This window comes from Xanthomonas sp. 1678 (genome assembly GCF_031455575.1).
Taxonomy (GTDB): Bacteria; Pseudomonadota; Gammaproteobacteria; order Xanthomonadales; family Xanthomonadaceae; genus Xanthomonas_A.
Window position 1 is genome coordinate 1 of sequence record NZ_JAVDSZ010000009.1, and the last position, 21,808, is coordinate 21,808.

Genomic DNA, 21,808 nt, shown 5'->3' on the forward strand with positions numbered 1-21,808 from the left:
GCACAAGTACCTGCGATGGCTCAATGCCATTGCTCGAGACCAGGCGCCTTACGCTCCTCCGGAGATCGCTTCTGCATGACAGTTGACTCCTACAAGGGCGCGATGGCGTTGCTGCATCGGCTGACGCCGGAAAAGGCTGGATCAGCTGGCCTGTCTCCGCATCCGGTTGTATCGCGGGCAACGCACCTGTGGGAGCGACTTCAGTCGCGACGCGCGGTACCGACACGCCATCGCAACTGAAGCCCTTCCGACACCACCACTTCTGCTCCTTCCACTTCGCCACCGCAGAACCCTGCCGCTGAAAACGCGCTAGCCGCCACGCCCATCGGCAACCGGCGGTTGCGCCTGATGCAGGTCCAGCGCCAGGAAATGGTGCACCGTTGGCCGCTCGGGACCGGCGTGGTAGCGCAACGCGCTCTGCTGCAGGTCGGCGTCGGCGTGCGACACGCGCTGGTGCTGGCGCAGGTGCTCGGCCCAGGATTCGACCAGGAACCATTCCATCACCCGCTCCGGCTCTGCGCTGTGCTCGGTGATGCCCCAGGCGTAGGCGCCGTCGCGGCGGCGTTCGCGCGACAGTTCGCGCAAGGCGTGCAGGAACGCGGGGCGGTCGGCGACGCGGACGCGGTATTCGATCTGCACCATGACCGGGCCGCGGTCGTGCGCCACCGGCGCGTTGAGCAGCGGCTCGGGCCAGTGGTTGGACGGTTGCAGGTCGGCCTCGCCCTTGGGCAGGCGCAGGCGGTGGAACGCCAGCGCGACCAGCGGCAGCGCGCCTGCGCCGATCAGCAGCGTCGTGGCGATGCCGAGCTGCGCGGCGATCAGGCCCCAGCCCAGGCTGCCGCCGGCCATCGCGCCGTTGAACACGGTCAGGTACACCGCCAGGCCGCGGCCGCGCACCCAGTTCGGCAACACCGCCTGGGCCACGCCGTTGAGCGTGGTCAGCGCCACGATCCAGCCGACGCCGAGCACCAACAGCAACAGCACCGCGACCGTCTGCGACGGGGTTGTGGCCAGCGCCGCCATCACCGCCGCGGTGAGCACCGCGGCCAGCAGCACCAGGCCATCGGCATCCAGGCGCTTGCGCAGGTACGGCAGCACGATCGCGCCGAGGATCGCGCCTACCCCGACCGCGCCGAGCAGCACGCCGTAGAACCCGGCGCTGCCGCCGAGCATGCGCCGCGCCACCAGCGGCAGCAGCGCCCACACCGAGCTGGCGAACACGAAGAACACCGCCGCGCGCAGCAGCACCACGTGCAGTTCGCGGCTGGCGCGGGCATAGCGCAGGCCGGCGCGGAAGGCACCGAAGAACTGCTCGGACAGCCCGCTGTCCGCTGCCTTGGCGCGCGGCCACCACAGCAGCGCGGCGACCACGAACACGTAGCTGAGCACGTCGCTGGCATAGGCCGCGACCGCGCCCAGGCTGGCCAGCAGCAGGCCGCCGCCGGCCGGGCCCAGCGCGCGGGCGATGTTGATGCCCAGCGAATTCAGCGCCACCGCGTTCTTCAGGTCCGCGCGCGGCACCAGTTCCGGCACGATCGCCTGCCAGGTCGGGCCCATCAGCGCGCTGCCGATGCCGCCGACGAAGGTCAGCGCGACCAGGTATTCGACGGTGAGCGCGCCGGTCTTGGACAGCAGCAGCAGGCTGGCGCTGACGCAGGCCAGCAGCACCTGCACGCAGATCAGGAAGCGGCGCCGGTCGAGGATGTCCGACAGCACCCCGGCCGGGATCGCCAGCAGGAACACCGGCAGCGTCGCCGCGGTCTGCATCAGCGCCACCGCGGCGGGATTGTTGGACAGGTCGGTGACCAGCCAGGAACTGGCGACGTCGCGCATGAAGCTGCCGACGTTGCCGAGCACGGTGGCCGCCCACAGCACCGCGAACACGCGATGCCGCAGCGGGGCGAAGCTGCCGGTCGCCGGCACGGGCGCGCTGGACTCAGCCATGCGCACGCTCGCGCAGGTCGTGCCAGGCCACCAGCACGAAGCCGCCGACCAGGCCCAGGTGTTCGTAGAACGCGTTCATCGCCGCGAAGCGTTGCATGCCGCTCATCTCCCAATAGCGGTTGGCCACGCACGCGGCCACCAGGGTGAACCCGGCCAGCGCCAGCGCGCCCAGCCAACGATACGCGCCGCTGAGGATCAGCAGCGACGCGCCCAGTTCCAGCACGATCACCGCCGCCGCCAGCGGCGCGGCTGGCGCCATGCCGAAATGCACCATCTCCGCGACCGCGCCGTCGAAGGCGAAGGCCTTGACCAGCCCACCCTGCAGATAGGCCGCGCACAGCCCGAACAGCGCCAGCCAGCGCAGCCACGTCGGCGTCAGGCGCGTGCCGATCGTAGCGGTCGCCTCATGCATGGTGCACGCTCCGAGCGCCGCGACCAGCGCGATATAGCTCTCCTCGCGGAGTGCTGGCGACCGCGACCGCGACGCGCACGGCACACGGCACGCTCCACGCGCCAGCCTGGATGCCGACCGCGTGTGCCACGCTCATACCGCCCAGCACGCGCAACCCAGCGCGCCCCAGAAGCTCTTCAGATCGGCGATCGGCAGCTGGCTGCTCCACGCGGTGGCGTGCTGGTGCCCGTGGATGGTGCAGTCGTGGGCGCAGCCGCAACTCGCAGCAGCCTGTTGCAGCGTCGCCGCCGCCGGCGCGTCGCCCCAGGCGCCGTAGCCGCGGAAGCTGCGCGCCGGCGACCAGTCCGGCATGGCCGGCGGCGGCGGCGCTTCGTCGTGGTCGGCGAACGCGCCGCTGGCCCACACCACCTTGCCACCGACCATGGTCAGCAACGCGGTGGTGTCGGCGATGTCGCTTTCCGCGCAGCCGAAGAAATCGCGGTCCGGCACCACCAGGTCGGCGAACTGGCCGGCCTGGATGCGGCCCTTCTTGCCTTCCTCGTTGCTGAACCAGGTGACGTGCTCGGTCCACATGCGCAAGGCGGTTTCGCGGTCCACACAGTTGCGTTGCGGATACAGGCGCAGGCCGCCAACGGTACGTCCGGTGACCAGCCACGCCAGCGATACCCACGGGTTGTACGAGGCGACGCGGGTGGCGTCGGTGCCGGCCGAGACCTTGACCCCTTTCTCCAGCATGCGCTTGACCGGCGGCGTGGCCTGCGCCGCGCCCATGCCGTAGCGCTCGACGAAATACTCGCCCTGGTAGGCCATGCGGTGCTGCACCGCGATGCCGCCGCCGAGCGCGGCGATGCGGTCGATGGACTTTTCGGAGATGGTTTCAGCATGGTCGAAGAACCAGTGCAGTCCCTGCAGCGGGATCTCCCGGTCCACGCGCTCGAACGCATCCAGCGCGCGGCTGATGGTCTCGTCGTAGGTCGCGTGCAGGCGCCACGGCCAGCGGTTCTGCGCCAGGATCCGCACCACGTCCTCCAGTTCGGTCTCCATCTGCGGCGGCATGTCCGGCCGCGGCTGGCGGAAGTCCTCGAAGTCGGCGGCGGAGAACACCAGCATCTCGCCGGCGCCGTTGTGGCGGAAGTAGTCGTCGCCCTGCTGGTAGCGCGAGTTGGCGGTCCAGTTGAGGAAGTCCTGCTTCTCCTGTTGCGGCTTCTGGGTGAACAGGTTGTAGGCCAAGCGGATGGTCAGCTGGCCGGCGTCGGCCAGTTCCTGGATCACCTTGTAGTCGTCCGGATAGTTCTGGAAACCGCCGCCGGCATCGATCGCGCCGGTGACGCCGAGCCGGTTCAGTTCGCGCATGAACTGGCGGGTCGAGTTGACCTGGTATTCGTAGGGCAGCTTCGGCCCCTTGGCCAGGGTCGCGTACAGGATCGAGGCATTCGGCTTGGCCAGCAGCAGCCCGCTCGGATTGCCCTCGGCGTCGCGCACGATCTCCCCGCCCGGCGGCGCCGGCGTGTCCTTGCCGTAGCCCACCGCACGCAACGCGGCGCCGTTGAGCAGCGCGCGGTCGTACAGGTGCAGCAGGAACACCGGCGTGTCCGGCGCCACCGCGTTGAGTTCGGCGATGGTCGGCAGCCGCTTCTCGGCGAATTGGTGTTCGGTGAAACCGCCGACCACGCGCACCCATTGCGGCGCGGGGGTGATCGCCACCTGCCGGCGCAGCATGTCCATCGCGTCGGCGAGGCTGCGCACGCCATCCCAGCGCAGTTCCAGGTTGTAGTTGAGGCCGCCGCGGATCAGGTGCAGATGGTTGTCGATCAGGCCCGGCAGCACGCAGCGGCCGTGCAGGTCGATGCGCCGGGTGCGCGCGCCGGCCAACGCCAGGATCTCCTCGTTGCTGCCGACCTGCAGGAAGCGCCCGTCCTTGATCGCCACCGCCTCGGCGTTGGGACGGGAGCGGTCCAGGGTGGTGAAGCGGCCGCGGTACAGGATCAGATCCGGCGCGGCGTCGATGGCATGTGGCTCAGCCATTGTCGTGGTCTCCCGGTGCCGGCGGCGCCGGCGGTTGCGTGCGCTGCGGCAGTTCGCCGAACACGTGCGGCTTGACCTGGTGGTGGAACCACGAGGTCGGGTTGGCGTCGCTGCGCAGCAGCCGCTGCACCAGCGGCGGCAGCTGCTCGCCGAGCAGGATGCCGAGCAGGCCGACCAGCGCGATCACCGGCGGCGCCGGCGAACGCACCTTGAACAACGCATAGATCACCCCGACCAGCAGGCCCAGGCCCAGCGATACCAGATAGGTCTTCATCGGCGCGCTCCGCTCAGCCTTCATGGGCGCCGAACATGGTCCGGGCATAGGTGATCCCCAGGCCGTAGGCGCCGCCGTATTTGCGTGCCACATCGGTGGTGGTGGCATAGGACGCGGTACGCGCCCAGTCGCGCTGCAGTTCCAGCAGGTATTGCAATGCGGTCATCGGCCGCCCGCCGGCCTGCACGATGCGCTCGATCGCGCGGTTGTGCGCCTCGGCCGACACGTCTCCGCAGGCGTCGGCGATCACATACACCTCGAAACCCTGGTCCAGCGCCGACAGCGCCGGGCCGACGATGCACACGCTGGTCCACAACCCGGCCAGCACGATCCGCGACTTGCCGATCTCGTTGACCCGCTGGATCACCGCCGCGTCTTCCCAGGTGTTCATCGAGGTGCGGTCGAGCAGCGCCTGGCCCGGGAACGGCGCCACCACTTCGTCGAACATCGGCCCGGAGAAGCTCTTCTCGGCGACCGTGGTCAGGATCGTGGGCACGCCGAAGCCGGCCGCGGCATTGGCCACCAGCGCGGCATTGGTGCGCAGCGCGCCGGCATCGATCGAATGCGTGGCGAAGGCCATCTGCGACTGGAAGTCGATCATGATCAGGGTGTGGTCGCCCGGCGAGAGCAACGAGGCGCCCGGAATGGGCAGAGCGGCGAGCGGCATGGCGAGATCCTGCTGCGGGGGAGAGCACGATGCTCGCGCACGGCCGCGGCCGCGTCTTGGAGATTCGTGTCGCTCTGCGCGCCAAATGCGACCGCGCGCGCCGGCCGGGCTACCAAGCCCAGCGCACCTCGGTCCCGACATAGCTGCTGTCGTGCGCGCCGGCGTGGCGCAACGCGCCGCCGGCCTCGTAGCGCACCGCTTCCAGCGCCGCGGTGAGCTGCGGCGACAACGCACGCTGCAGTCGCAGTTGGGTGTAGCGGCCGGTCCAGCGCCCGCCCTGGCCGGCGGTGCCGGCCACCGGCAGGTTGGGCTGCAGGTACACCGCGTCGGCGGTGGTCTGCCGCCACAGCAGGCCCACCGCGACCGTCGCGGTCAGCGCCGGCGTGGCCCGCCATTGCAGCGACGGCTTCAGGTGCACCAGGTTGCTGTAGCCGGTGTAGCCGGCGAGCGCGAAGTAGTAGCCGTTCGGGAACAGCGGATTGAAGGTGGCCACGCGGCCGTCGCCGGCCCGCGCATCGCCGGAGGCGGCGTCCAGTTGCAGGCCCAGGCGCGGTTGCGTGGGCAACCGTTGCAACGTGTAGCCGGCGCGCGCGCCGACCGCCCAGGCGCGGATCGCCTGCGGGCCGACGCTACCGCGTTGCGCCATCGTCTCCAGGTCCCAGTCCGTGCCGCCGGCGGTGCCGGCGAAGCGCAGGTCGAACACGTGGCGGCGCTCGCGGCCGCTGCCGTCCAGGTAGTGCGCCTGGTCGCGTGCGTACAGCGCGTAGTAGCCGGACAGCTCGTTGTCGCCGAGCACCTTGCGCTCGACGCGCAGCGTGCCGAAGCGCACGCGGCGGCTGGAGCTGTCGTCGAAGGCGCGCGCGTCGGCGTACTGCACCGGCTGGCTGACGAAGCCGAGCACGCGCCAGCGCGGCGTTTCCCAATCGGCCCATACCGCGTCGAACGACTGGCGCACGTTGGGGCCGTCGCGCGAAGACACGAAGCGCTGCAGGTCGAAGGCGAAATCCTGCCGGCCTACGCGCGCCTTGAAGGTGCCGGCGGCGAAGGCGCGCTGGTAGGCGATGAAGGCCAGGCGCAGGTCGAGCCGGTTCTGGTCGGCGCCCGAATGCGCGCGCTTGGCGTAGGCGCGCACGTCCTCGAGCTGCGCGAACGCCTGCCAGCGGCTGCCCAGGCGCAGGTCGGCATGCAGTTGCAGGCGCTGCAGCAGGTAGGCGTCAGCGGCATCGTCGGTGCCTAGGCCGGGCGCGTCGTTGGACTCGAACCGCTCGCGCAGGTTGGCGCCCAGCGACAGGTAGCGCTGCGGATCGTCCACGTCCAGCGGCAGGTACTTCAGCCGGTCCAGCGGCGATTGCCGCAGGGCCGGATCGGCCAGCGCCGACCAGTCTTCCTGCCAGCGATTGGTGGCCGGCAGCGGCCGCGTCGCCGGCGCGGATGCCGGCGCCGGTTGCTCCGCGGCGTCGGCCGGCGCCGCGATCGCGGCGCTGCATGCCAGCGCCAGCGACGCGGCCAGGCACGCGCGCGCGGCGGCGTGCACGCGCCCGCTCAACGCGCCAGCGGGCTATGGATCTCGGCGACGTAGCCGCCCGGGAATTCCACCACCGCGCTGCGCCGGTCCTGCGCGGCGAACGGCGCCACCAGCACCTGCACGCCGGCGGCCTTGGCCTTGTCCAGAGTCTGTTGCAGGTCCTCGACTTCGTAGCCGGTGGTCTCGCGCCCGTACGGATACGGCAGGTGCCCGTCGCTGACCGCCACCGTGGTCTTGCCGAAATCCGACAGCAGGCGAATGCGCCGGTAGTGTTCGCCGGGACGGCCGATCTCCTGCCCCGGCGCCTGCCGCGCATCGTCCACGACCTTGCCGTGGGAGAAGGCAAGGAAGCTGCGCACGAAGGCGTCGGCACGGTCCGGCGACAGATAGACGCGGTTCTCCGGCAGCGTGCGGAACGCCGCGTACGACGGCGCGGTGGTATGCCAGTACAGCTGTGTGTTGATCCCGCCCGGCCATTGCACCACCGCATCGCGGCCAATCGGGTCGGGGAACGGCGCGACCAGCACGTCGGCACCGGCGGCGCGCGCCGCGGCCACCGCCTGGTCCATGTCGCGCACCAGCAGGCCGTTGCGCTCGGCGCCGAACGGGTACGGGACCGGCGTGGTGAAGCCGAACAGCGAGACCGTGCCGACCGGCGTCTGCAGCAACTGCGAGGTGGTGCTGCTCGGGGTCGGCGTCACCGTCGCCACCACCTGGCGCGTGCTGCTGCCGCCGAAGGTGGCCAGGAAGCTGGCGACGAAGCGGTCCACGTCGGCCGGCGCGACATAGACGTGGGTGGTGTCGTATTGCGGGGCAACCGCGACCGGCGGCGCGGCGGCGGCATGCGCGGCTGGCGGTGCGGCCGCCGCGGCGAACGCACTCGGCGATTGCGCGCTGAGCGACAGCACGCTGAGCGACAGCAGGGCGGCGGCGATTTTCAGGCGCATGCGGAAACATCCTCGGCTTGCAGCGAAGACCGGCGCCGGCAACGGCGCAGGCAACCGGCACCCGATGCGCCGGCCTCCGCATGCTGCGCGGCGGCACGGTGGACGTCTTGGAAATTCGCGCGGTGTTGCGCTGCCTGCATCGAGACCGGCATTGCCTCCGATGAAAATGTCGTACAAGGCTCGGTGCGTGCCGACGCTGCGCGAGTCACGTGTCCTGAAATGCAGAGGACGCCGAACCCATGCGGCTGCGGTCGCCCGAGGCGGCGGCGACGCATGGCGCGTTGGGCTCGACCGATGTTCCGAGCGTTGGGCATCGCCTTGGGCTTCCATGCCGGCTACGGCGGCAAGCGGACCCGCCGGTCGATGCGCAGCAGATCCGCAGCAGGTACAAGGCGAATGCGGCCTACGGCCGCTTCCCATCCGGGCGAGGACGCCGGATTCTTCCACGTCCATCCCGCCGCGCCGATCCAACAGCGCGCCGCGACCGCAATGCGCGGCCGCGGCGCGCAGTCGGATCAGGGCACCTGCACCTGGCCCAGCGGCAGGCGCCGTTCGCTGTCCTGGCCGTCGTTCTGCGGTGCGATGTGGCGGCGCCCCGGCGCGTCGTCGGCCAGGGCCAGGCGCAGCGCGTAGCTGCCCGACGGCAGCGTGGCCGGGACGGTGAAGCTGGCACTGCGGCTGAGGGTGGCGCCGGGCATGATCTCGTTGAGCGCGAAACCCGGGACGGTGGCGCGCGCGCGCGTGGTGCCGTCGCTGGCGACCCAGTGCAGTTCCACGTGGTAGCCGTGATACAGCGGAGCCGAACCGCGGTTGGTCATGTCCAGTTGCAGCGTGGCCTGCTGACCGCGGCTCTGCGTGTCGGGCCAGCTGGCCTTGGCCACCGCCAGGCGATAGCCCAGGTCGCGCTTGATGTCCTGCAGCTTGCTGGCGTTGCCGCTGGTTTCGTGCGCTCCGGCCGGGCCGAGGAAGCTGAAGTGGTAGTCGCGCAACAGCTTGCGGATGTCGGCGGTGCGGTTGATCCAGGTGCTCTTCTGGTTGGCGTTGGGGCTCTCGCCGCTGAGCGGGCTCACCATCCAGTTCTGGCGCGCGGCGGGCACTTCATTGGTCAGGCCGTACTCCAGGTTCCACCAGCCGTCGTCGCTGCAACTGGGCAGTGCCGGGCTGAAGGCGCCGCAGCTGGCGGTGAAGGACGGGAAGAAATCCTCGTGGAAGCCGAACAGCGCCGATCCCACATCGGACTGGCGCGCGTAGCGGGTCTGCAGCGGCGTGCGCTGGAACGCGGCGACATAGGCGTCGCGGATCAGCGTGCGGGTCTGCGCGTTCGGCTGCAGGTCTTCGCAGCCGCTGGTATGCCATTCGCCCCAGAAGCCGAGCAGCCCCACCTGGATGGCGGTGATCCGCGGATCGCCGTCGTAGCGCGCGGCCAGCGCCGCCACGAACTGCTGCATCTGCTGACGCGCGTTGGCGTTGTTGTAGTCCAGGCTGCGGACCGGCCCGTCGCCGTCGCAGCTGGCGCGGACCGCGAAAGGAATGGACAGCGGTTGCTGTTCGAGGAACTTGGGGTAATCGCGCTCGTTCTCGCCGCCGCTGTAGTGGGCGTCGATCTGGCTGCCTGCGCTGTCGGGATAGTCGGCGACCGGGCGCAGCACGAAGGTGGCCAACGGATCGTCGTTGAGGATCGGTTGCAGGTAATGCGTTTCGATCGCCTGCCAGTCGAAGACCTGGTCGGACGTCTCGATCATCCGCCACGGCAGGTACACGTGGTAGATGTGCGCGCCATGGAAGTTGTCCACGCCGCCATCGGCGGCGTAGGAACTGCCCCACAGCATGAAACCGCGGTGCGGATTGTCGAACTCCTGGGTGGACACCGCCGGGCTCAGCGTGCCGGCCTGCGCGCAAGCGGCGCCGAGCAGGCATGCGACTGCGAAGGACAAGCGTCGGGAAACGGGACGTGACGACATGGGGCGACCTCTTCGTTGTGGAGGGGTGGAGATGTCAGACAGCGTGGCGAGCGACGGGATCGCATTCCGCCATATCGATGCCGGCGAACGCAGCGCACCGATCCGGCGCCGTGCGAGTCCCGCGTACTGGACGGCACTGCGCTGCGGCTCGAGGCACGGAATGCCACGCCCGGCAGGCGTCGGTCATGTCGGAACAGTCACCGAGGCAACGAAATCGAGCCTAGATTAAGTTTCGTTATGCATCAATCTCGAAAGATAACGAAATTATCTTTGTCTACCTGGGTGGACTGGATCCTTGATGGCCACCCCTTTCCATGACCAACGCAGCCGCAACGGATCGATCCCCGCCTCGCGTGCGCGGCGGATCCGGGCAGGGCCACGGGTGCGCTGGCGCGTCGGCCGTGGGTGGATGGGGGCTTGCGCGCTGTGCCAGGCCTGCGACATCGGTCGCAATAGCCGGATCGGCGAACCTGCGGCAGGGAACGCACTGCAACACGCGAACGGGATGCGCCATGGCGCGCATGTCTGGCCTATCGCATTGCGCGACGGGCCTTGCTTCGATCACGCCTGCCTGCCTATGGCACAGGCAGCGCGACCGCAGTCAGGCGCTGCGGCGGGTCTCTACCGAGGTCGTAGCGCCCGGCTGCTCGTCTTCGAACGCCGCGCGCGCTGCGCGGACATCGCCGTGATGGGCTTCGGCCCAGTGCACCAGTAGCGCCAGCGGTTCGCTCAGGGACTGCCCCAGCGGGGTCAGCCGGTATTCCACGCCCGGCGGCACCAGCGGCAGCACCTCGCGCGCGACCAAGCCTTCGCGCTGCAGGTCGCGCAGGGTCTGGCTCAGCATGCGCTGGGAGATGTCCGGCACCGCGCGGCGCAATTCGCCGAAGCGATGCGGGCGCTCGGTCAGCAGCATCAGGAACAGGGTGCTCCACTTGTCGCCGATCTGCGCCAGCACGTCGCGCACCGGGCACTGGCCGATCGGCTGGCCCTCGTCGCGGAGGTCGCGCAGCCGTTGGCTCAGCAGCGGATCGGCAGGCGCAGCGGTGGCGGGCATGGTGGTTACCTCGGCGTCATCAGGGGCGGGAAAAGTGCCGTATTTACAGCATCGCCGCGATCTCTACTATGTACCAGGTTCCTTTTACAGACCACTTCGGTCCGCCCCATGCCGGCGCTGCGCAAGCATCGGCACCGCCCACTCCTAAGGAAACCCCATGTCCGCTCATCCCGATTCCCTGCTGGTCACCGGCGCCGGTGGCCAGCTCGGCCAGCGCGTGCTGGCCCATCTGCTCGACACGCTGCAGCTGCCGCCGCAACGCATCGTCGCCCTGACCCGCCGTCCCGAGACCCTGGCCGCCTGGGCGGCACGCGGCGTCGACGTGCGCCCCGGCGACTTCGATGCCCCGGCCTCGCTGGGCGCGGCGTTCCAAGGCGTGGGCCGGCTGCTGCTGATCAGCACCGATGCGCTGGACCGCCCCGGCCACCGGCTCGAGCAGCACCGGGCGGCGATCGCCGCGGCCACCCGCGCCGGCGTGCGCCACGTGGTCTACACCTCCTGCCCCGAACCCTACGATTCGCCGCTGCTGCTCGCCGCCGACCACGCCGGTACCGAGGACGCGTTGGCCGCCAGCGCCCTGCCCGGCTGGACCGTGCTGCGCAATCACTGGTACTTCGAGAACCTGTTCATGAGCCTGCCGTCGACCCTAGCCTCCGGCCACTGGTACAGCGCCGCGCAGGACGGCCGCATCGCCCACATCGCGCGCGACGACCTGGCCCGCGCCGCGGCGGTGGCGCTGGCCGCCGACAGCGACGACACGCGCACGCTGACCCTGAGCGGCGCGCGCGCCTACACCACCGCCGAGATCGCGGCGCTGGTCGCGCAGGCCGTCGGCAAGCCGATCGAGGTGGTGCCGGTGCCGGTCGAAGGCCTGGTCCAGGGCATGGTCGGTGCCGGCCTGCCCGAGCCGTTGGCGCGGATCCTCGCCTCGTTCGACAGCAACACCGCGGTCGGGCGCGCGGCCGCCGTCACCGGCGACTACCAGGCGCTGACCGGGCAGGCGCCGCAGCCGTTCGAGCAGTGGCTGCAGGCCAACCGCGCGCAGCTCGCCGCGCTGGCGCCCTGACGCTGCGGGCAAGCGGGGCCGTCTGCCCTACTTGCCGATGCAGAAGCTGGAGAAGATCCGTCCCAGCAGGTCGTCGGCGCTGACATGGCCGACGATCTCGCCGAGCGCGGCATGCGCCAGGCGCAGTTCCTCGGCGGCCAGTTCCAGCCGCTCGTAGCCCAGTTCGGCGGCCGCGGCAGCGGCGTGCGCGGTGGCGCGCTGCAAGGCGTCCACGTGGCGCGCGCGCGCGGAGAATTCGCCGTCGCTGCCGTCGCCGGCGGCATGGCCGGCGATCGCGCGCAGCTGCGCGTGCAGCCGTTCCAGACCGCTGCCGGTACTGGCGGAGACGTACACGCTGTCGGCTGTCGCTTCCGGTACGGCGTCGAGCAGGTCGCTCTTGTTGTGGATCCACAACCGCTGCGGCACGTCGGCGATGGCCTCGGCGATCGCGGCACGACCGGCGTCCACATCGCGCGCGTCGAGCACGACCAGCGCCAGGTCGGCGCGCCGCAGTTCCAGCCGCGCGCGGCGCATGCCTTCGCGTTCGATCGCATCGCCGCCCTCGCGCAAACCCGCGGTGTCGACCAGGGTCAGCTCCAGCCCGTCCAGCCGCACGGTCTCGCGCAAGGTGTCGCGGGTGGTGCCGGCGATGTCGGTGACGATGGCACGCTCGCTGCCGGCCAGCGCGTTGAGCAGCGAGCTCTTGCCGGCGTTCGGCGGCCCGACCAGCACCGCATGCAGGCCGTCGCGCAGGCGCCGGCCGCGTTCGGCATCCAGCAGCAGCTGCGCCAGCGCGGCGCGCGCCTGCTCCAGGCCGGCGCGGACCTGTTCGCCGCCGAGCGTGTCCAGCGATTCGTCGGCGAAATCGATCGCCGCCTCGGTATGGATGCGCAGCCGCAGCAGCTGCTCGGCCAGCGCGTCGACCCGACGCGAGAACACGCCATCGAGCGACCGCCGCGCCGCGCGCGCGGCGCGCAGGTCGCCGGCGGCGATCAGGTCGGCGATGGCCTCGGCCTGGGCCAGGTCCAGCTTGCGGTTGAGGAAGGCGCGTTCGCTGAACTCGCCGGGCCGCGCCGGCCGCGCGCCGAGTTCGCAGCAGCGCGCCACCAGCTGCCGCAGCAGCACCGGGCTGCCGTGCGCCTGCAGTTCCAGCACGTCCTCGCCGGTGAAGCTGCGCGGCGCCGGGAACCACAGCGCGATGCCGTCGTCGAGTGTGTCGCCGTGCGCATCGCGGAAGCGCGCATAGCGCGCGGTGCGCGGGGCCAGCGCGCCCAGGCCGAGGCCGGCGCCGATCGCCGCGGCCAGGCGCCCGGACACGCGCACCACGCCGACCCCGCCCGCACCCGGGGCGGTGGCGATGGCGGCGATGGTGTCGGCGGCATGCGGCATGGCGAGGAATCTCCTGCAGCGCTGCAGGCTACAACGCCTGCAGCTGGGTGCGCGCGTACGCCGCCGAGGCGCCGCCGGGCTGCAGCTCCAGATAGGTCTGGAACGCGCGCTTGGCCTTGGCCGCGTCGCCCATCTGCCGGTACGCATCGCCCAGGTTGATGTAGGCCACCGCGCGCGAGGGATCGATCTTCAGCGTGTTCTCCAGCCAGCGCGCGGCCTGCGCGTACTTGCCCTGGCGGTAGTAGATGAAGCCGAGGTTGTTGGCCGCCAGCGCGAAGTCAGGGCGCAGCTTCAACGCCTCGGTGAACTGCGCCTCGGCCTCGTCGTAGCGCTTTTCCTTGTACAGCTGCAAGCCGCGGTCGTTGGCGCGCTGCGCGCGCTGCCGGTCGGACAGCGGCCCGGCCGCGACCGGCACCGCCAGCGGCCGCTCGCCGCCCTGCAGGTCCTTGACCACAGTCGGCTTGGCTACCGGCGCCGCGGCCGACGCAGCCGTCGCCGTAGCGGGCGTGGCCACCGCCGGCACCGCCGCGGCGACCCGGTCGTTCATCGCGATCGCCGCCGAGGACAGCTGCTGCGTGTTGGCGGTCAGGAATTCGTCGCCTTCCGGCACCTGCAGCACGAACTCGCCGCCCTGCGAGCCGGGCAGGCTGCCGAACGCCGGCGTCTGCGGCGAGATGCTCGACACCGCCGGCGCCACGTACGCGGCCAGTTCGGTACCGGTGATCAGGCCGTCGCCGTTGAGATCGCCCTTGCCCGACAGCGCCTGCAGCAGCACCCAGGTGAACACCGAATGGCCGTTGGGGCCGCTGTCGGCGACCTGCTGGTCGGCGCCGCCGGCGGTGAGCATCTGCCGCGCCACGCGCCGCGCGTTCTCGCGCAGGTAGGCGCCGGTGCCGCCGCCGCGGGTCAGGCCCAGGCCGCTGTAGCAGGCGTCCATCACGAACAGCACGTGCTTGGCTTCCAGGCTCTCGGCGATGTCCTGGATCTCGGTCATCGGGATCGCGTCGGTGGCGAACTGCGCCGGGTCCGAATCGGCCGGCACGATGTAGCCCAGGTCGCGCCCGGAGGCCAGCTTGCGGGTGGCGCCATGCCCGGCGAAGAACACGAACACGCGGTCGTTCTTGCCCACCCCGCCGTGCGCCAGGCGATCGTGGAACGCGGCCAGGATGTTGTTGCGCGTGGCTTCCTGGTTCTTCAGCACGATCACCTGCGAAGACGGAAACCCGAAGCTGCCGGTCAAGGTCTGCGCGATCGCCTGCGCATCGTTGGCCGCGTACTGCAGCTTGGGCCAGCGCGCGTAGTCGTCGATGCCGATCACGATCGCCCACGACTTGTCGTAGCCGCTGGTCACCGCCGGCGCCGCGGCGTTGGCCGCCGCGCGCGCCACGCTGAAATCGCGCCCGTTCCAGGCGGCGAACTGGTAGCCGTCGGCACTGAGCCGGTCCAGGATCTGCGGTAGCGCCTTGACCGTGCGCTCGTGGATATCGTGGAACAACAGGATGCCGCGCTGCTCGCGGCCGACCTGCTCGAGCACGCGCTGCACGATCGATTCGGGCACCGGGTCGGCCCAGTCCAGCGAATCCACGTTCCACATCACCGACTTCAACCCGGCCTCGCCGAGGATCTGCATGCCCTCGGCGTTGCGCGCGCCGTACGGGAAGCGGAACAGCGGCGCGCGCTTGGCATCGACCGCGCGCAGCATGCGGTCGGTGTCCAGGATCTGGCTGCGCAATGCGGCGCCGGTTTCCTTGGACAGCTGCGCATGGGTCAGGCTGTGGTTGCCGACCGTGTAGCCCTGCTCCATCAGGCCGCGGCTGACGCTGGCCAGCGGCGCCAGCGCGACCTTGCCGTCGGCATCGAGCTTGCCCAGGTTGCGGCCGACCTCGAAGAACGTGGCCGGCACGTCGTAGCGCTTGAGGATGGCGACGATCTCGTCGGTGTACTCGCGGTGCGGACCGTCGTCGAAGCTCAGCACCACCGTCTTCGGCGGCAGGTCGCGGCCGAACACCTCGCGGTCGCTGTCCTGCATCGACATCGGATACGGCGTGATCACCCCATAGTCGCGCAGGATCCGCTCGCGCGTGTACAACGTGCCCAGGTGGGCGAGGTAGTCCTCCCACTTCTCGCGCTTCTGCACGATCGCGCGGGTGCGGTCGAAGCGGCTGAAGATCGCGGTGATCTCGCGGTTGTAGGTGCGCTCGATCTCGTCCAGCGCCTCCAGGTCCTCGCCGATGCGCTGATGCAGCTTGATCGCCGGCAACGAGGAATCCTTGCCGATGCGCGCCTGCCAGTCGGCCAGGATCTCGCGGAACGCGAGGCGGTCGGCGTCGTACAGGTCCGGCGCCGATTCGATGTAGTCCAGCAGCGCGCCGACCGCGGCGAAGCGCTGCGCGTCCTGCTGCCCCAACAGCGCATCGAACTGTTTGGCCAACGCCTCGCGCCGCTCCAGGCCCTCGTGGAACAGCTGCTGGCCGACGCCGCTGGAGGTCTGCCGTTCGGCCGCCGACTGCTTGGCCTCGTCGGCCAGCAGCACGATGATCTTGCGCTGCGCCGCCAGCTGTTCCTGCAGGTGCGTGCGGATCGCCGCGGCCTGCGCCTGCAGTGCGGGCGAACCCGGCAACGCCGCGTTGTCCGCTGCGTGCGCGGACGGCGCTGCGGCGGCGGCCGTGGACGACGGCGTGCGCTGGCAGCCGCCCAGCGCCAGCGCGATCAGGCACGAGGCGGCGACGGAGACCAGCAACGCGGAACGGCGGTCGAGCATGGCTCGGGACTCGCAAGAAGGGTGGCGGGAACGCGCGACGGCGCAGCGCCGCCGCATACGCAACGCCCGCCTTGCGGCGGGCGTTGTCGGGGTTACTTCTTGGCCTTGGCCGGCGGCTTGGCGCCGCCCCCGGCGGGCGCGGTGGCCGGCTCGCCGTGGCGCTTGGTCATCCACCACTGCTGCAACAGGCCCAGCGAACCGTTGGTGACCCAGTACAGCACCAGACCCGACGGCACGAAGGCCATCATCACGCCGAACACCAGCGGCATGAACTGCATCATCCGCGCCTGCATCGGGTCCATGCCCGGCGACGGCGTCAGCTTCTGCGTCAGCCACATCACCGCCACGTTGATCACCGGCAGGATGAAGTACGGATCGCGCGCGGTCAGGTCCTGGATCCAGGCGAACCACGGCGCCTGGCGCAGTTCCACCGACTCCACCAGCACCCAGTACAACGCGAAGAAGATCGGCATCTGCACCAGTACCGGCAGGCAGCCGCCCATCGGGTTGATCTTCTCCTTCTTGTACAGCTCCATCATCGCCGTCTGGAACTTCTGCTTGTCGTCGCCGTAGCGTTCCTTGAGCTGCTGGATGCGCGGCTGGAACTTGCGCATCTTGGCCATGCTCTTGTACTGCGCGGCCGACAGCGGATACAGCACCAGCTTGAGCAGGATCACCAGGCCGACGATCGACCAGCCCCAGTTGCCGAGCAGGGTGTGCAGATGGCTGAGCACCCAGAACAGGCCCTGGCCCAGGATCGCCATCACCGAGAAGCGGCTGTAGTCGACCACGCGGTCGAGCCCCTTCACGTTTTCCTTGGCGATCTGGTTGACCAGCTTCGGGCCGACCCACAGCCGCGCCTCGCTGCTGGCGCGCGCGCCGGGGGCGACGCTGAAGGCCGGGCCGCGCGCTTCGATCACGTGGCGCGGGCCGTCGTTGGACAGCACGTACACGGCGTCCTGGTCGGCCTGCGGGATCCAGCCGGTGAAGAAGTGGTGCTGCAGCAGCGCGATCCAGCCGCCCTTGATGGTCTGGTTGACCGGGCCGTCTTCCATGAAGTCGCTGAACGGGCGGCGCTGGTAGCCGTCCTGCGCGCTGAACCAGGTGGCGCCGTTGAAGCTGAAGGAATCCGGGTTGGTCATGCCGCGGCTGACGATGGTCGGCACCCGGCTCAGCTTGCGGAACACATAGCCCTGCCAGGGCTTGCTGCCCTGGTTGACGATCTCGTCCTTGATCTGCACCGCGTAGTGGCCGCGCTGCACGGTGTAGACGCGGCGGATGCTGACGCCGTCCGGGCCGTTCCACACGAACGGCACCTGCAGCGCGTCCTGGCCCTTGGCCAGCACGTAGTCCTTGCCCGGCTGTTCCGGCCGGAAGCCGCCGGGACCCGGCGACGGCGAGTTGTTTTCGCCGACCCAGCCGCTGATGGCGGTGTACGGGTGTTGCGGATCTTCGGTCAGCAGCGCCACCGGCGGGCTGCCGGGCTGCTTGGTCTGCGGGAACAGCAGCAGGTCCGCATCGAACACGCTGCGCCCGTCCAGGGTCAGGTGCAGCACGTCGGTGGTGATGGTCACCCGCGGCGCGGCGCCGGCGGCGGCCGGGGTCGCGGTGGTTTCGGAGGTCGCACCCGGCACGGCGGCGGCGCCAGGCACGGTGGCGCGCGGGACAGCGGGGGCGCCGGCGTTGCCGGCATCGGCGTCCTGCGCGGGCGGCAGCGTGGTTCCGGCGGCGATGGCGGTCGCATTCGCCGCAGGCGCGGCGTGCTCCTTGTTCCACTCCATCCACAACAGGCCCGCGACCATCAGCCAGGCAAAGATCAGGAAAAGGCGGGTCTGGTTCATCGGACAGGCAAGCTCGGCTTAGCCAGAAACGGGTTCTGACTGGGAAGTGGGGGAAGAAGGCGGGAGAGGCGGCGGCATTGTGCCGTCCGCAGCCGGGGCCGGCAATGCGCCAGCGCGACGCAGCAGGCGCAGGTAGGCCTGGCGCAGTTGTTCGCCGCTGGCCTGGGCGGCGGCGCTGCGCGCCACCACCACGTAGTCGCCCGGCGCCAGCCACGGCAGCAGCTGCCGGGTGGCCTCGCGCAACACACGCTTTATGCGATTGCGCACCACGGCGCGCTTGTCGACCTTGCGCGACACGGCCAGGCCCAGCCGCGCAGGATGTTCTGCGCTGCGCCAGTGCAGGCTCATCAGCGGGTCGGAGCAGCGGCGTGCGGCATCGAACACGACGCGGTATTCCGCAGACGTGCGAACCCGCGCAGAGCGAGGAAATCGCCTACGCGGGTCGGGATGATTCACGGTCCGGATTGCAGGCGCCGCCTGGGGCGGCGAAGCAATCAAGCGCTAAGGCGCTTGCGGCCCTTGGCGCGGCGGCGAGCCAGGATCTTGCGGCCGTCGGCGGTGGCCATACGGGCACGGAAGCCGTGGTCGCGCTTGCGCTTGAGGTTGCTGGGCTGGAATGTGCGCTTGGTGGCCATCGGGGCGCTCTGTCTGAATGAGGCGGAAAGAACCGGAAATTCTATAGAACCAACCAGGCCGCGGTCAACTGTTGTCTATCGGGCATCGCTGTGGCCGCCGCGCGCAGCCTGTGGATGGATCTGTGAATAGATGCGGGAAAACCATTCCCGACCCTGCGTGCCGATGGTAGTCTGGCCCATCCGCTTTCCTCTTTCACCGGCCGAGTGCGCCGCGATCGTTCGCGCCTCACGCCTGGTCTCTCAATGAATTACATCTGATGGATGCTTGGCCCCGTTGCCTGGAACGTCTGGAAGCTGAATTTCCAGCCGAGGACGTTCACACCTGGTTGAAACCGCTGCAAGCCGAACAGCGCCATGACAACAGCATGGTCCTGTACGCCCCGAACGCCTTCATCGTCGAACAGGTGCGCGAGCGCTACCTGGCGCGGATCCGCGAGCTGATGACCTACTTCGCCGGCAGCGGCGAGGTGGCGTTGCAGGTTGGCTCGCGCCCGCGTGCGCCCGAGCCGGTGGCCCCGCCCGCCAACGACGCAGCCGCCGCGCGCACGCCGCCGGCGCCGTTGCTGGAGCCGTTCGCCGGCAACCTCGACTCGCACTACACCTTCGCCAACTTCGTCGAGGGCCGCAGCAACCAGCTCGGCCTGGCCGCCGCCACGCAGGCGGCGCAGAAGCCCGGCGACCGTGCGCACAACCCGCTGCTGCTGTACGGCAGCACCGGCCTGGGCAAGACCCACCTGATGTTCGCCGCCGGCAACGCGATGCGCGAGCAGAACCCTAACGCGCGGGTCATGTACTTGCGTTCGGAACAGTTCTTCAGCGCAATGATCCGCGCGCTGCAGGACAAGACCATGGACCAGTTCAAGCGCCAGTTCCAGCAAGTGGACGCGCTGCTGATCGACGACATCCAGTTCTTCGCCGGCAAGGACCGCACCCAGGAAGAGTTCTTCCACACCTTCAACGCACTGTTCGACGGCCGCCAGCAGATCATCCTGACCTGCGACCGCTATCCGCGCGAAGTGGAAGGCCTGGAGCCGCGGCTGAAGTCGCGCCTGGCCTGGGGCCTGTCGGTGGCGATCGACCCGCCCGACTTCGAGACCCGCGCGGCGATCGTGCTGGCCAAGGCGCGCGAGCGCGGCGCCGAGATCCCCGACGACGTGGCGTTCCTGATCGCCAAGAAGATGCGCTCCAACGTGCGCGACCTGGAAGGCGCGCTCAACACGCTGGCCGCCCGCGCCAACTTCACCGGCCGCGCGATCACCACCGAGTTCGCCCAGGAGACGCTGCGCGACCTGCTGCGCGCGCAGCAGCAGGCGATCGGCATCCCCAACATCCAGAAGACCGTGGCCGACTACTACGGCCTGCAGATCAAGGACCTGCTGTCCAAGCGCCGCACGCGCTCGCTGGCGCGGCCGCGGCAGGTGGCGATGGCGCTGACCAAGGAACTGACTGAACACAGCCTGCCGGAGATCGGCGATGCGTTCGCCGGCCGCGACCACACCACCGTGCTGCACGCCTGCCGGCAGATCAAGCACCTGATGGAAACCGACGGCAAGTTGCGCGAGGACTGGGACAAGTTGATCCGCAAGTTGAGCGAGTAGCACGGCGTGCGGGCGCCGCCGGCACCACACGCCGGCGGCGCTTGATAAATCGGTGCATGACTTCGCGACAAATCCGGGAGAAACTGTGGATAAAGTGCAGCGCGGCGACGGCAGCAAAACTATCCACAGGTTTCCCCACCCCTCCAGGGGCAGTAATACCGGGGATTGAAGGGCCGAAAAACCCTTTAGGTACAGATAGTTAAGCTACCTTTGCACCGAAATTCGCTCTACCATCACCACCAAGCTTTTGATTTATTCCATATCTTTTTAAAGCATAGGGGCACGGAACCACATGCGTTTCACACTGCAGCGCGAAGCCTTCCTCAAGCCATTGGCGCAAGTCGTCAATGTGGTCGAACGCCGCCAGACCTTGCCGGTTCTGGCCAACTTCCTGGTGCAGGTGCACGACGGGCAACTGTCGCTGACCGGTACCGACCTGGAAGTGGAAATGGTGTCGCGTATCGCGGTCGACGACGCACAGGACGGCGAAACCACGATTCCCGCACGCAAGCTGTTCGAGATCATTCGGGCCTTGCCGGACGGCAGCAAGATCACCGTCTCGCAGACCGGCGACAAGATCACCGTGCAGGCCGGGCGTAGCCGCTTCACCCTGGCGACGCTGCCGGCCAACGATTTCCCGTCGGTGGATGAAGTCGAGGCCACCGAGCGGGTTCTGGTGCCGGAAGCGGCGCTGAAGGAACTGATCGAGCGCACCGCCTTCGCGATGGCCCAGCAGGACGTGCGTTACTACCTCAACGGTCTGCTGTTCGACCTGCGCGACCAGACCCTGCGCTGCGTGGCCACCGATGGCCATCGTTTGGCGCTGTGCGAGACCGAGCTGGAGAACGCCGGCGGTGCCAAGCGCCAGATCATCGTGCCGCGCAAGGGCGTGACCGAGCTGCAGCGTCTGCTGGAAGGCGGCGATCGCGAAGTCGAGCTGGAAGTCGGGCGCAGCCACGTGCGGGTCAAGCGCGACGATGTCACCTTCACCTCCAAGCTGATCGACGGCCGTTTCCCCGATTACGAAGCAGTGATCCCGATCGGCGCCGACCGCGAGGTCAAGCTGGATCGCGAGGCGCTGCGCGCCGCGCTGCAGCGTGCGGCGATCCTGTCCAACGAGAAGTACCGCGGCGTGCGCGTGGAAGTCTCGCCGGGCCAGCTGAAGATCAGCGCGCACAACCCCGAGCAGGAAGAGGCGCAGGAAGAGATCGAGGCCGACACCAAGGTCAGCGACCTGGCGATCGGCTTCAACGTGAACTACCTGCTCGACGCCCTGTCGGCGTTGCGCGAGGAGTTCATCGTGATCCAGCTGCGCGACGCCAACTCGTCGGCTCTGGTGCGCGAGGCGAGCAGCGCCCGCTCGCGCCATGTGGTGATGCCGCTGCGTCTCTGACGGCAACCCAGAAGAACGTGTTCCACGTGGAACACAGCTGAGAAACCCGGCCTCGTGCCGGGTTTTCTTTTGCCCCGGTTCGGTAGCGCTGTTGAGCCATGACGGCTCCTTGTGGGAGCGACTTCAGTCGCGACGGAGCTTTATCGCCGCCGTCTGATGCCTCTCGGAGCGTCCGGGCTCCGTAAATCGTCTCGCAGGAGCAGCCACACGCCTGAGCCGCCAGCCGCACCGAACAATCCCTGCCTGCCAAACCACACTCGCGACAGGACGGTCGCGACCGCTTTTGGGTATGCTGCCGCCTGCCCCCATGAACCGACCCGCGTGCGCCCGGTGCGAG

17 protein-coding genes are annotated in these 21,808 nt (G+C 69.5%); 3 read left to right on the forward strand and 14 right to left on the reverse strand.

Annotation, left to right across the window (positions count from 1 at the left end; translation table 11 throughout):
• Window positions 1–309: 309 nt before the first annotated feature.
• The 9 genes from J2Y70_RS15795 to J2Y70_RS15835 form a co-directional block, all read right to left on the reverse strand.
• Window positions 310–1,944, reverse strand: a complete 1,635-nt coding sequence (locus tag J2Y70_RS15795; protein ID WP_309919524.1) for an MFS transporter — start codon at window positions 1,942–1,944, stop codon at window positions 310–312.
• Window positions 1,937–2,356, reverse strand: coding sequence for a DoxX family protein (locus J2Y70_RS15800; protein ID WP_309919527.1), 420 nt, complete (start codon window positions 2,354–2,356; stop codon window positions 1,937–1,939). The genes J2Y70_RS15795 and J2Y70_RS15800 overlap by 8 nt, the downstream gene beginning before the upstream one ends.
• Window positions 2,357–2,488: 132 nt before the next feature.
• Window positions 2,489–4,381, reverse strand: coding sequence for an amidohydrolase (locus tag J2Y70_RS15805; protein WP_309919530.1), 1,893 nt, complete (start codon window positions 4,379–4,381; stop codon window positions 2,489–2,491).
• Window positions 4,374–4,655, reverse strand: a complete 282-nt coding sequence (locus J2Y70_RS15810) for a DUF1427 family protein (RefSeq protein WP_309919533.1) — start codon at window positions 4,653–4,655, stop codon at window positions 4,374–4,376. The genes J2Y70_RS15805 and J2Y70_RS15810 overlap by 8 nt, the downstream gene beginning before the upstream one ends.
• A gap of 13 nt (window positions 4,656–4,668) precedes the next feature.
• On the reverse strand, window positions 4,669–5,322 hold the full coding sequence (locus J2Y70_RS15815; protein WP_309919536.1) for a hydrolase: 654 nt from the start codon (window positions 5,320–5,322) through the stop codon (window positions 4,669–4,671).
• Between the two features lie 109 nt (window positions 5,323–5,431).
• Window positions 5,432–6,856, reverse strand: coding sequence for an alginate export family protein (locus J2Y70_RS15820; protein ID WP_309919539.1), 1,425 nt, complete (start codon window positions 6,854–6,856; stop codon window positions 5,432–5,434).
• 8 nt (window positions 6,857–6,864) lie between these two features.
• Window positions 6,865–7,794 carry a glyoxalase gene (locus tag J2Y70_RS15825; RefSeq protein ID WP_309919543.1) on the reverse strand — a complete coding sequence of 310 codons (930 nt, stop codon included), beginning with the start codon at window positions 7,792–7,794 and terminating at the stop codon, window positions 6,865–6,867.
• Between the two features lie 515 nt (window positions 7,795–8,309).
• Window positions 8,310–9,728 carry a DUF4832 domain-containing protein gene (locus tag J2Y70_RS15830; RefSeq protein ID WP_309919546.1) on the reverse strand — a complete coding sequence of 473 codons (1,419 nt, stop codon included), beginning with the start codon at window positions 9,726–9,728 and terminating at the stop codon, window positions 8,310–8,312.
• 628 nt (window positions 9,729–10,356) lie between these two features.
• Complete coding sequence (locus J2Y70_RS15835; RefSeq protein ID WP_309919551.1) at window positions 10,357–10,809, reverse strand: helix-turn-helix domain-containing protein; 453 nt, start codon at window positions 10,807–10,809, stop codon at window positions 10,357–10,359.
• A 157-nt stretch (window positions 10,810–10,966) separates the two neighbouring features.
• Between J2Y70_RS15835 and J2Y70_RS15840 the strand changes: the two genes are divergently transcribed.
• Window positions 10,967–11,875 (forward strand): SDR family oxidoreductase, encoded by a 909-nt coding sequence (locus tag J2Y70_RS15840; RefSeq protein ID WP_309919553.1) that lies wholly within the window; start codon window positions 10,967–10,969, stop codon window positions 11,873–11,875.
• Between the two features lie 27 nt (window positions 11,876–11,902).
• Here the strand turns inward: J2Y70_RS15840 and mnmE are convergent, their stop codons facing one another.
• The 5 genes from mnmE to rpmH form a co-directional block, all read right to left on the reverse strand.
• Window positions 11,903–13,243, reverse strand: a complete 1,341-nt coding sequence (gene mnmE / locus J2Y70_RS15845) for a tRNA uridine-5-carboxymethylaminomethyl(34) synthesis GTPase MnmE (protein ID WP_309919555.1) — start codon at window positions 13,241–13,243, stop codon at window positions 11,903–11,905.
• Window positions 13,244–13,271: 28 nt separating this feature from the next.
• On the reverse strand, window positions 13,272–16,004 hold the full coding sequence (locus J2Y70_RS15850) for a polysaccharide deacetylase family protein (RefSeq protein WP_309919558.1): 2,733 nt from the start codon (window positions 16,002–16,004) through the stop codon (window positions 13,272–13,274).
• Between the two features lie 92 nt (window positions 16,005–16,096).
• Entirely contained in the window at window positions 16,097–17,845 is a 1,749-nt protein-coding gene (gene yidC / locus J2Y70_RS15855) for a membrane protein insertase YidC (RefSeq protein ID WP_309919561.1), read from the reverse strand.
• Between the two features lie 18 nt (window positions 17,846–17,863).
• Entirely contained in the window at window positions 17,864–18,301 is a 438-nt protein-coding gene (gene rnpA / locus J2Y70_RS15860; RefSeq protein WP_263398575.1) for a ribonuclease P protein component, read from the reverse strand.
• A gap of 38 nt (window positions 18,302–18,339) precedes the next feature.
• On the reverse strand, window positions 18,340–18,480 hold the full coding sequence (gene rpmH, locus J2Y70_RS15865) for a 50S ribosomal protein L34 (RefSeq protein ID WP_003469983.1): 141 nt from the start codon (window positions 18,478–18,480) through the stop codon (window positions 18,340–18,342).
• A gap of 257 nt (window positions 18,481–18,737) precedes the next feature.
• Here rpmH and dnaA point away from each other — a divergent pair, with 257 nt between their 5' ends.
• Together dnaA and dnaN are read left to right on the forward strand one after the other, a co-directional pair.
• Window positions 18,738–20,078 carry a chromosomal replication initiator protein DnaA gene (gene dnaA / locus J2Y70_RS15870; protein ID WP_263396447.1) on the forward strand — a complete coding sequence of 447 codons (1,341 nt, stop codon included), beginning with the start codon at window positions 18,738–18,740 and terminating at the stop codon, window positions 20,076–20,078.
• 292 nt (window positions 20,079–20,370) lie between these two features.
• Window positions 20,371–21,471 (forward strand): DNA polymerase III subunit beta, encoded by a 1,101-nt coding sequence (gene dnaN, locus J2Y70_RS15875; RefSeq protein WP_179570245.1) that lies wholly within the window; start codon window positions 20,371–20,373, stop codon window positions 21,469–21,471.
• Window positions 21,472–21,808: the final 337 nt, after the last annotated feature.

Bases quoted from the DNA above. Each gene is read 5' to 3' on its own strand.
- J2Y70_RS15795 (WP_309919524.1), bottom strand. From the start codon at position 1,944: ATGGCTGAGTCCAGCGCGCCCGTGCCGGCGACCGGCAGCTTCGCCCCG.
- J2Y70_RS15800 (WP_309919527.1), bottom strand. From the start codon at position 2,356: ATGCATGAGGCGACCGCTACGATCGGCACGCGCCTGACGCCGACGTGG.
- J2Y70_RS15805 (WP_309919530.1), bottom strand. From the start codon at position 4,381: ATGGCTGAGCCACATGCCATCGACGCCGCGCCGGATCTGATCCTGTAC.
- J2Y70_RS15810 (WP_309919533.1), bottom strand. From the start codon at position 4,655: ATGAAGACCTATCTGGTATCGCTGGGCCTGGGCCTGCTGGTCGGGGTG.
- J2Y70_RS15815 (WP_309919536.1), bottom strand. From the start codon at position 5,322: ATGCCGCTCGCCGCTCTGCCCATTCCGGGCGCCTCGTTGCTCTCGCCG.
- J2Y70_RS15825 (WP_309919543.1), bottom strand. From the start codon at position 7,794: ATGCGCCTGAAAATCGCCGCCGCCCTGCTGTCGCTCAGCGTGCTGTCG.
- J2Y70_RS15835 (WP_309919551.1), bottom strand. From the start codon at position 10,809: ATGCCCGCCACCGCTGCGCCTGCCGATCCGCTGCTGAGCCAACGGCTG.
- J2Y70_RS15840 (WP_309919553.1), top strand. From the start codon at position 10,967: ATGTCCGCTCATCCCGATTCCCTGCTGGTCACCGGCGCCGGTGGCCAG.
- mnmE (WP_309919555.1), bottom strand. From the start codon at position 13,243: ATGCCGCATGCCGCCGACACCATCGCCGCCATCGCCACCGCCCCGGGT.
- J2Y70_RS15850 (WP_309919558.1), bottom strand. From the start codon at position 16,004: ATGCTCGACCGCCGTTCCGCGTTGCTGGTCTCCGTCGCCGCCTCGTGC.
- yidC (WP_309919561.1), bottom strand. From the start codon at position 17,845: ATGAACCAGACCCGCCTTTTCCTGATCTTTGCCTGGCTGATGGTCGCG.
- rpmH (WP_003469983.1), bottom strand. From the start codon at position 18,480: ATGGCCACCAAGCGCACATTCCAGCCCAGCAACCTCAAGCGCAAGCGC.
- dnaA (WP_263396447.1), top strand. From the start codon at position 18,738: ATGGATGCTTGGCCCCGTTGCCTGGAACGTCTGGAAGCTGAATTTCCA.
- dnaN (WP_179570245.1), top strand. From the start codon at position 20,371: ATGCGTTTCACACTGCAGCGCGAAGCCTTCCTCAAGCCATTGGCGCAA.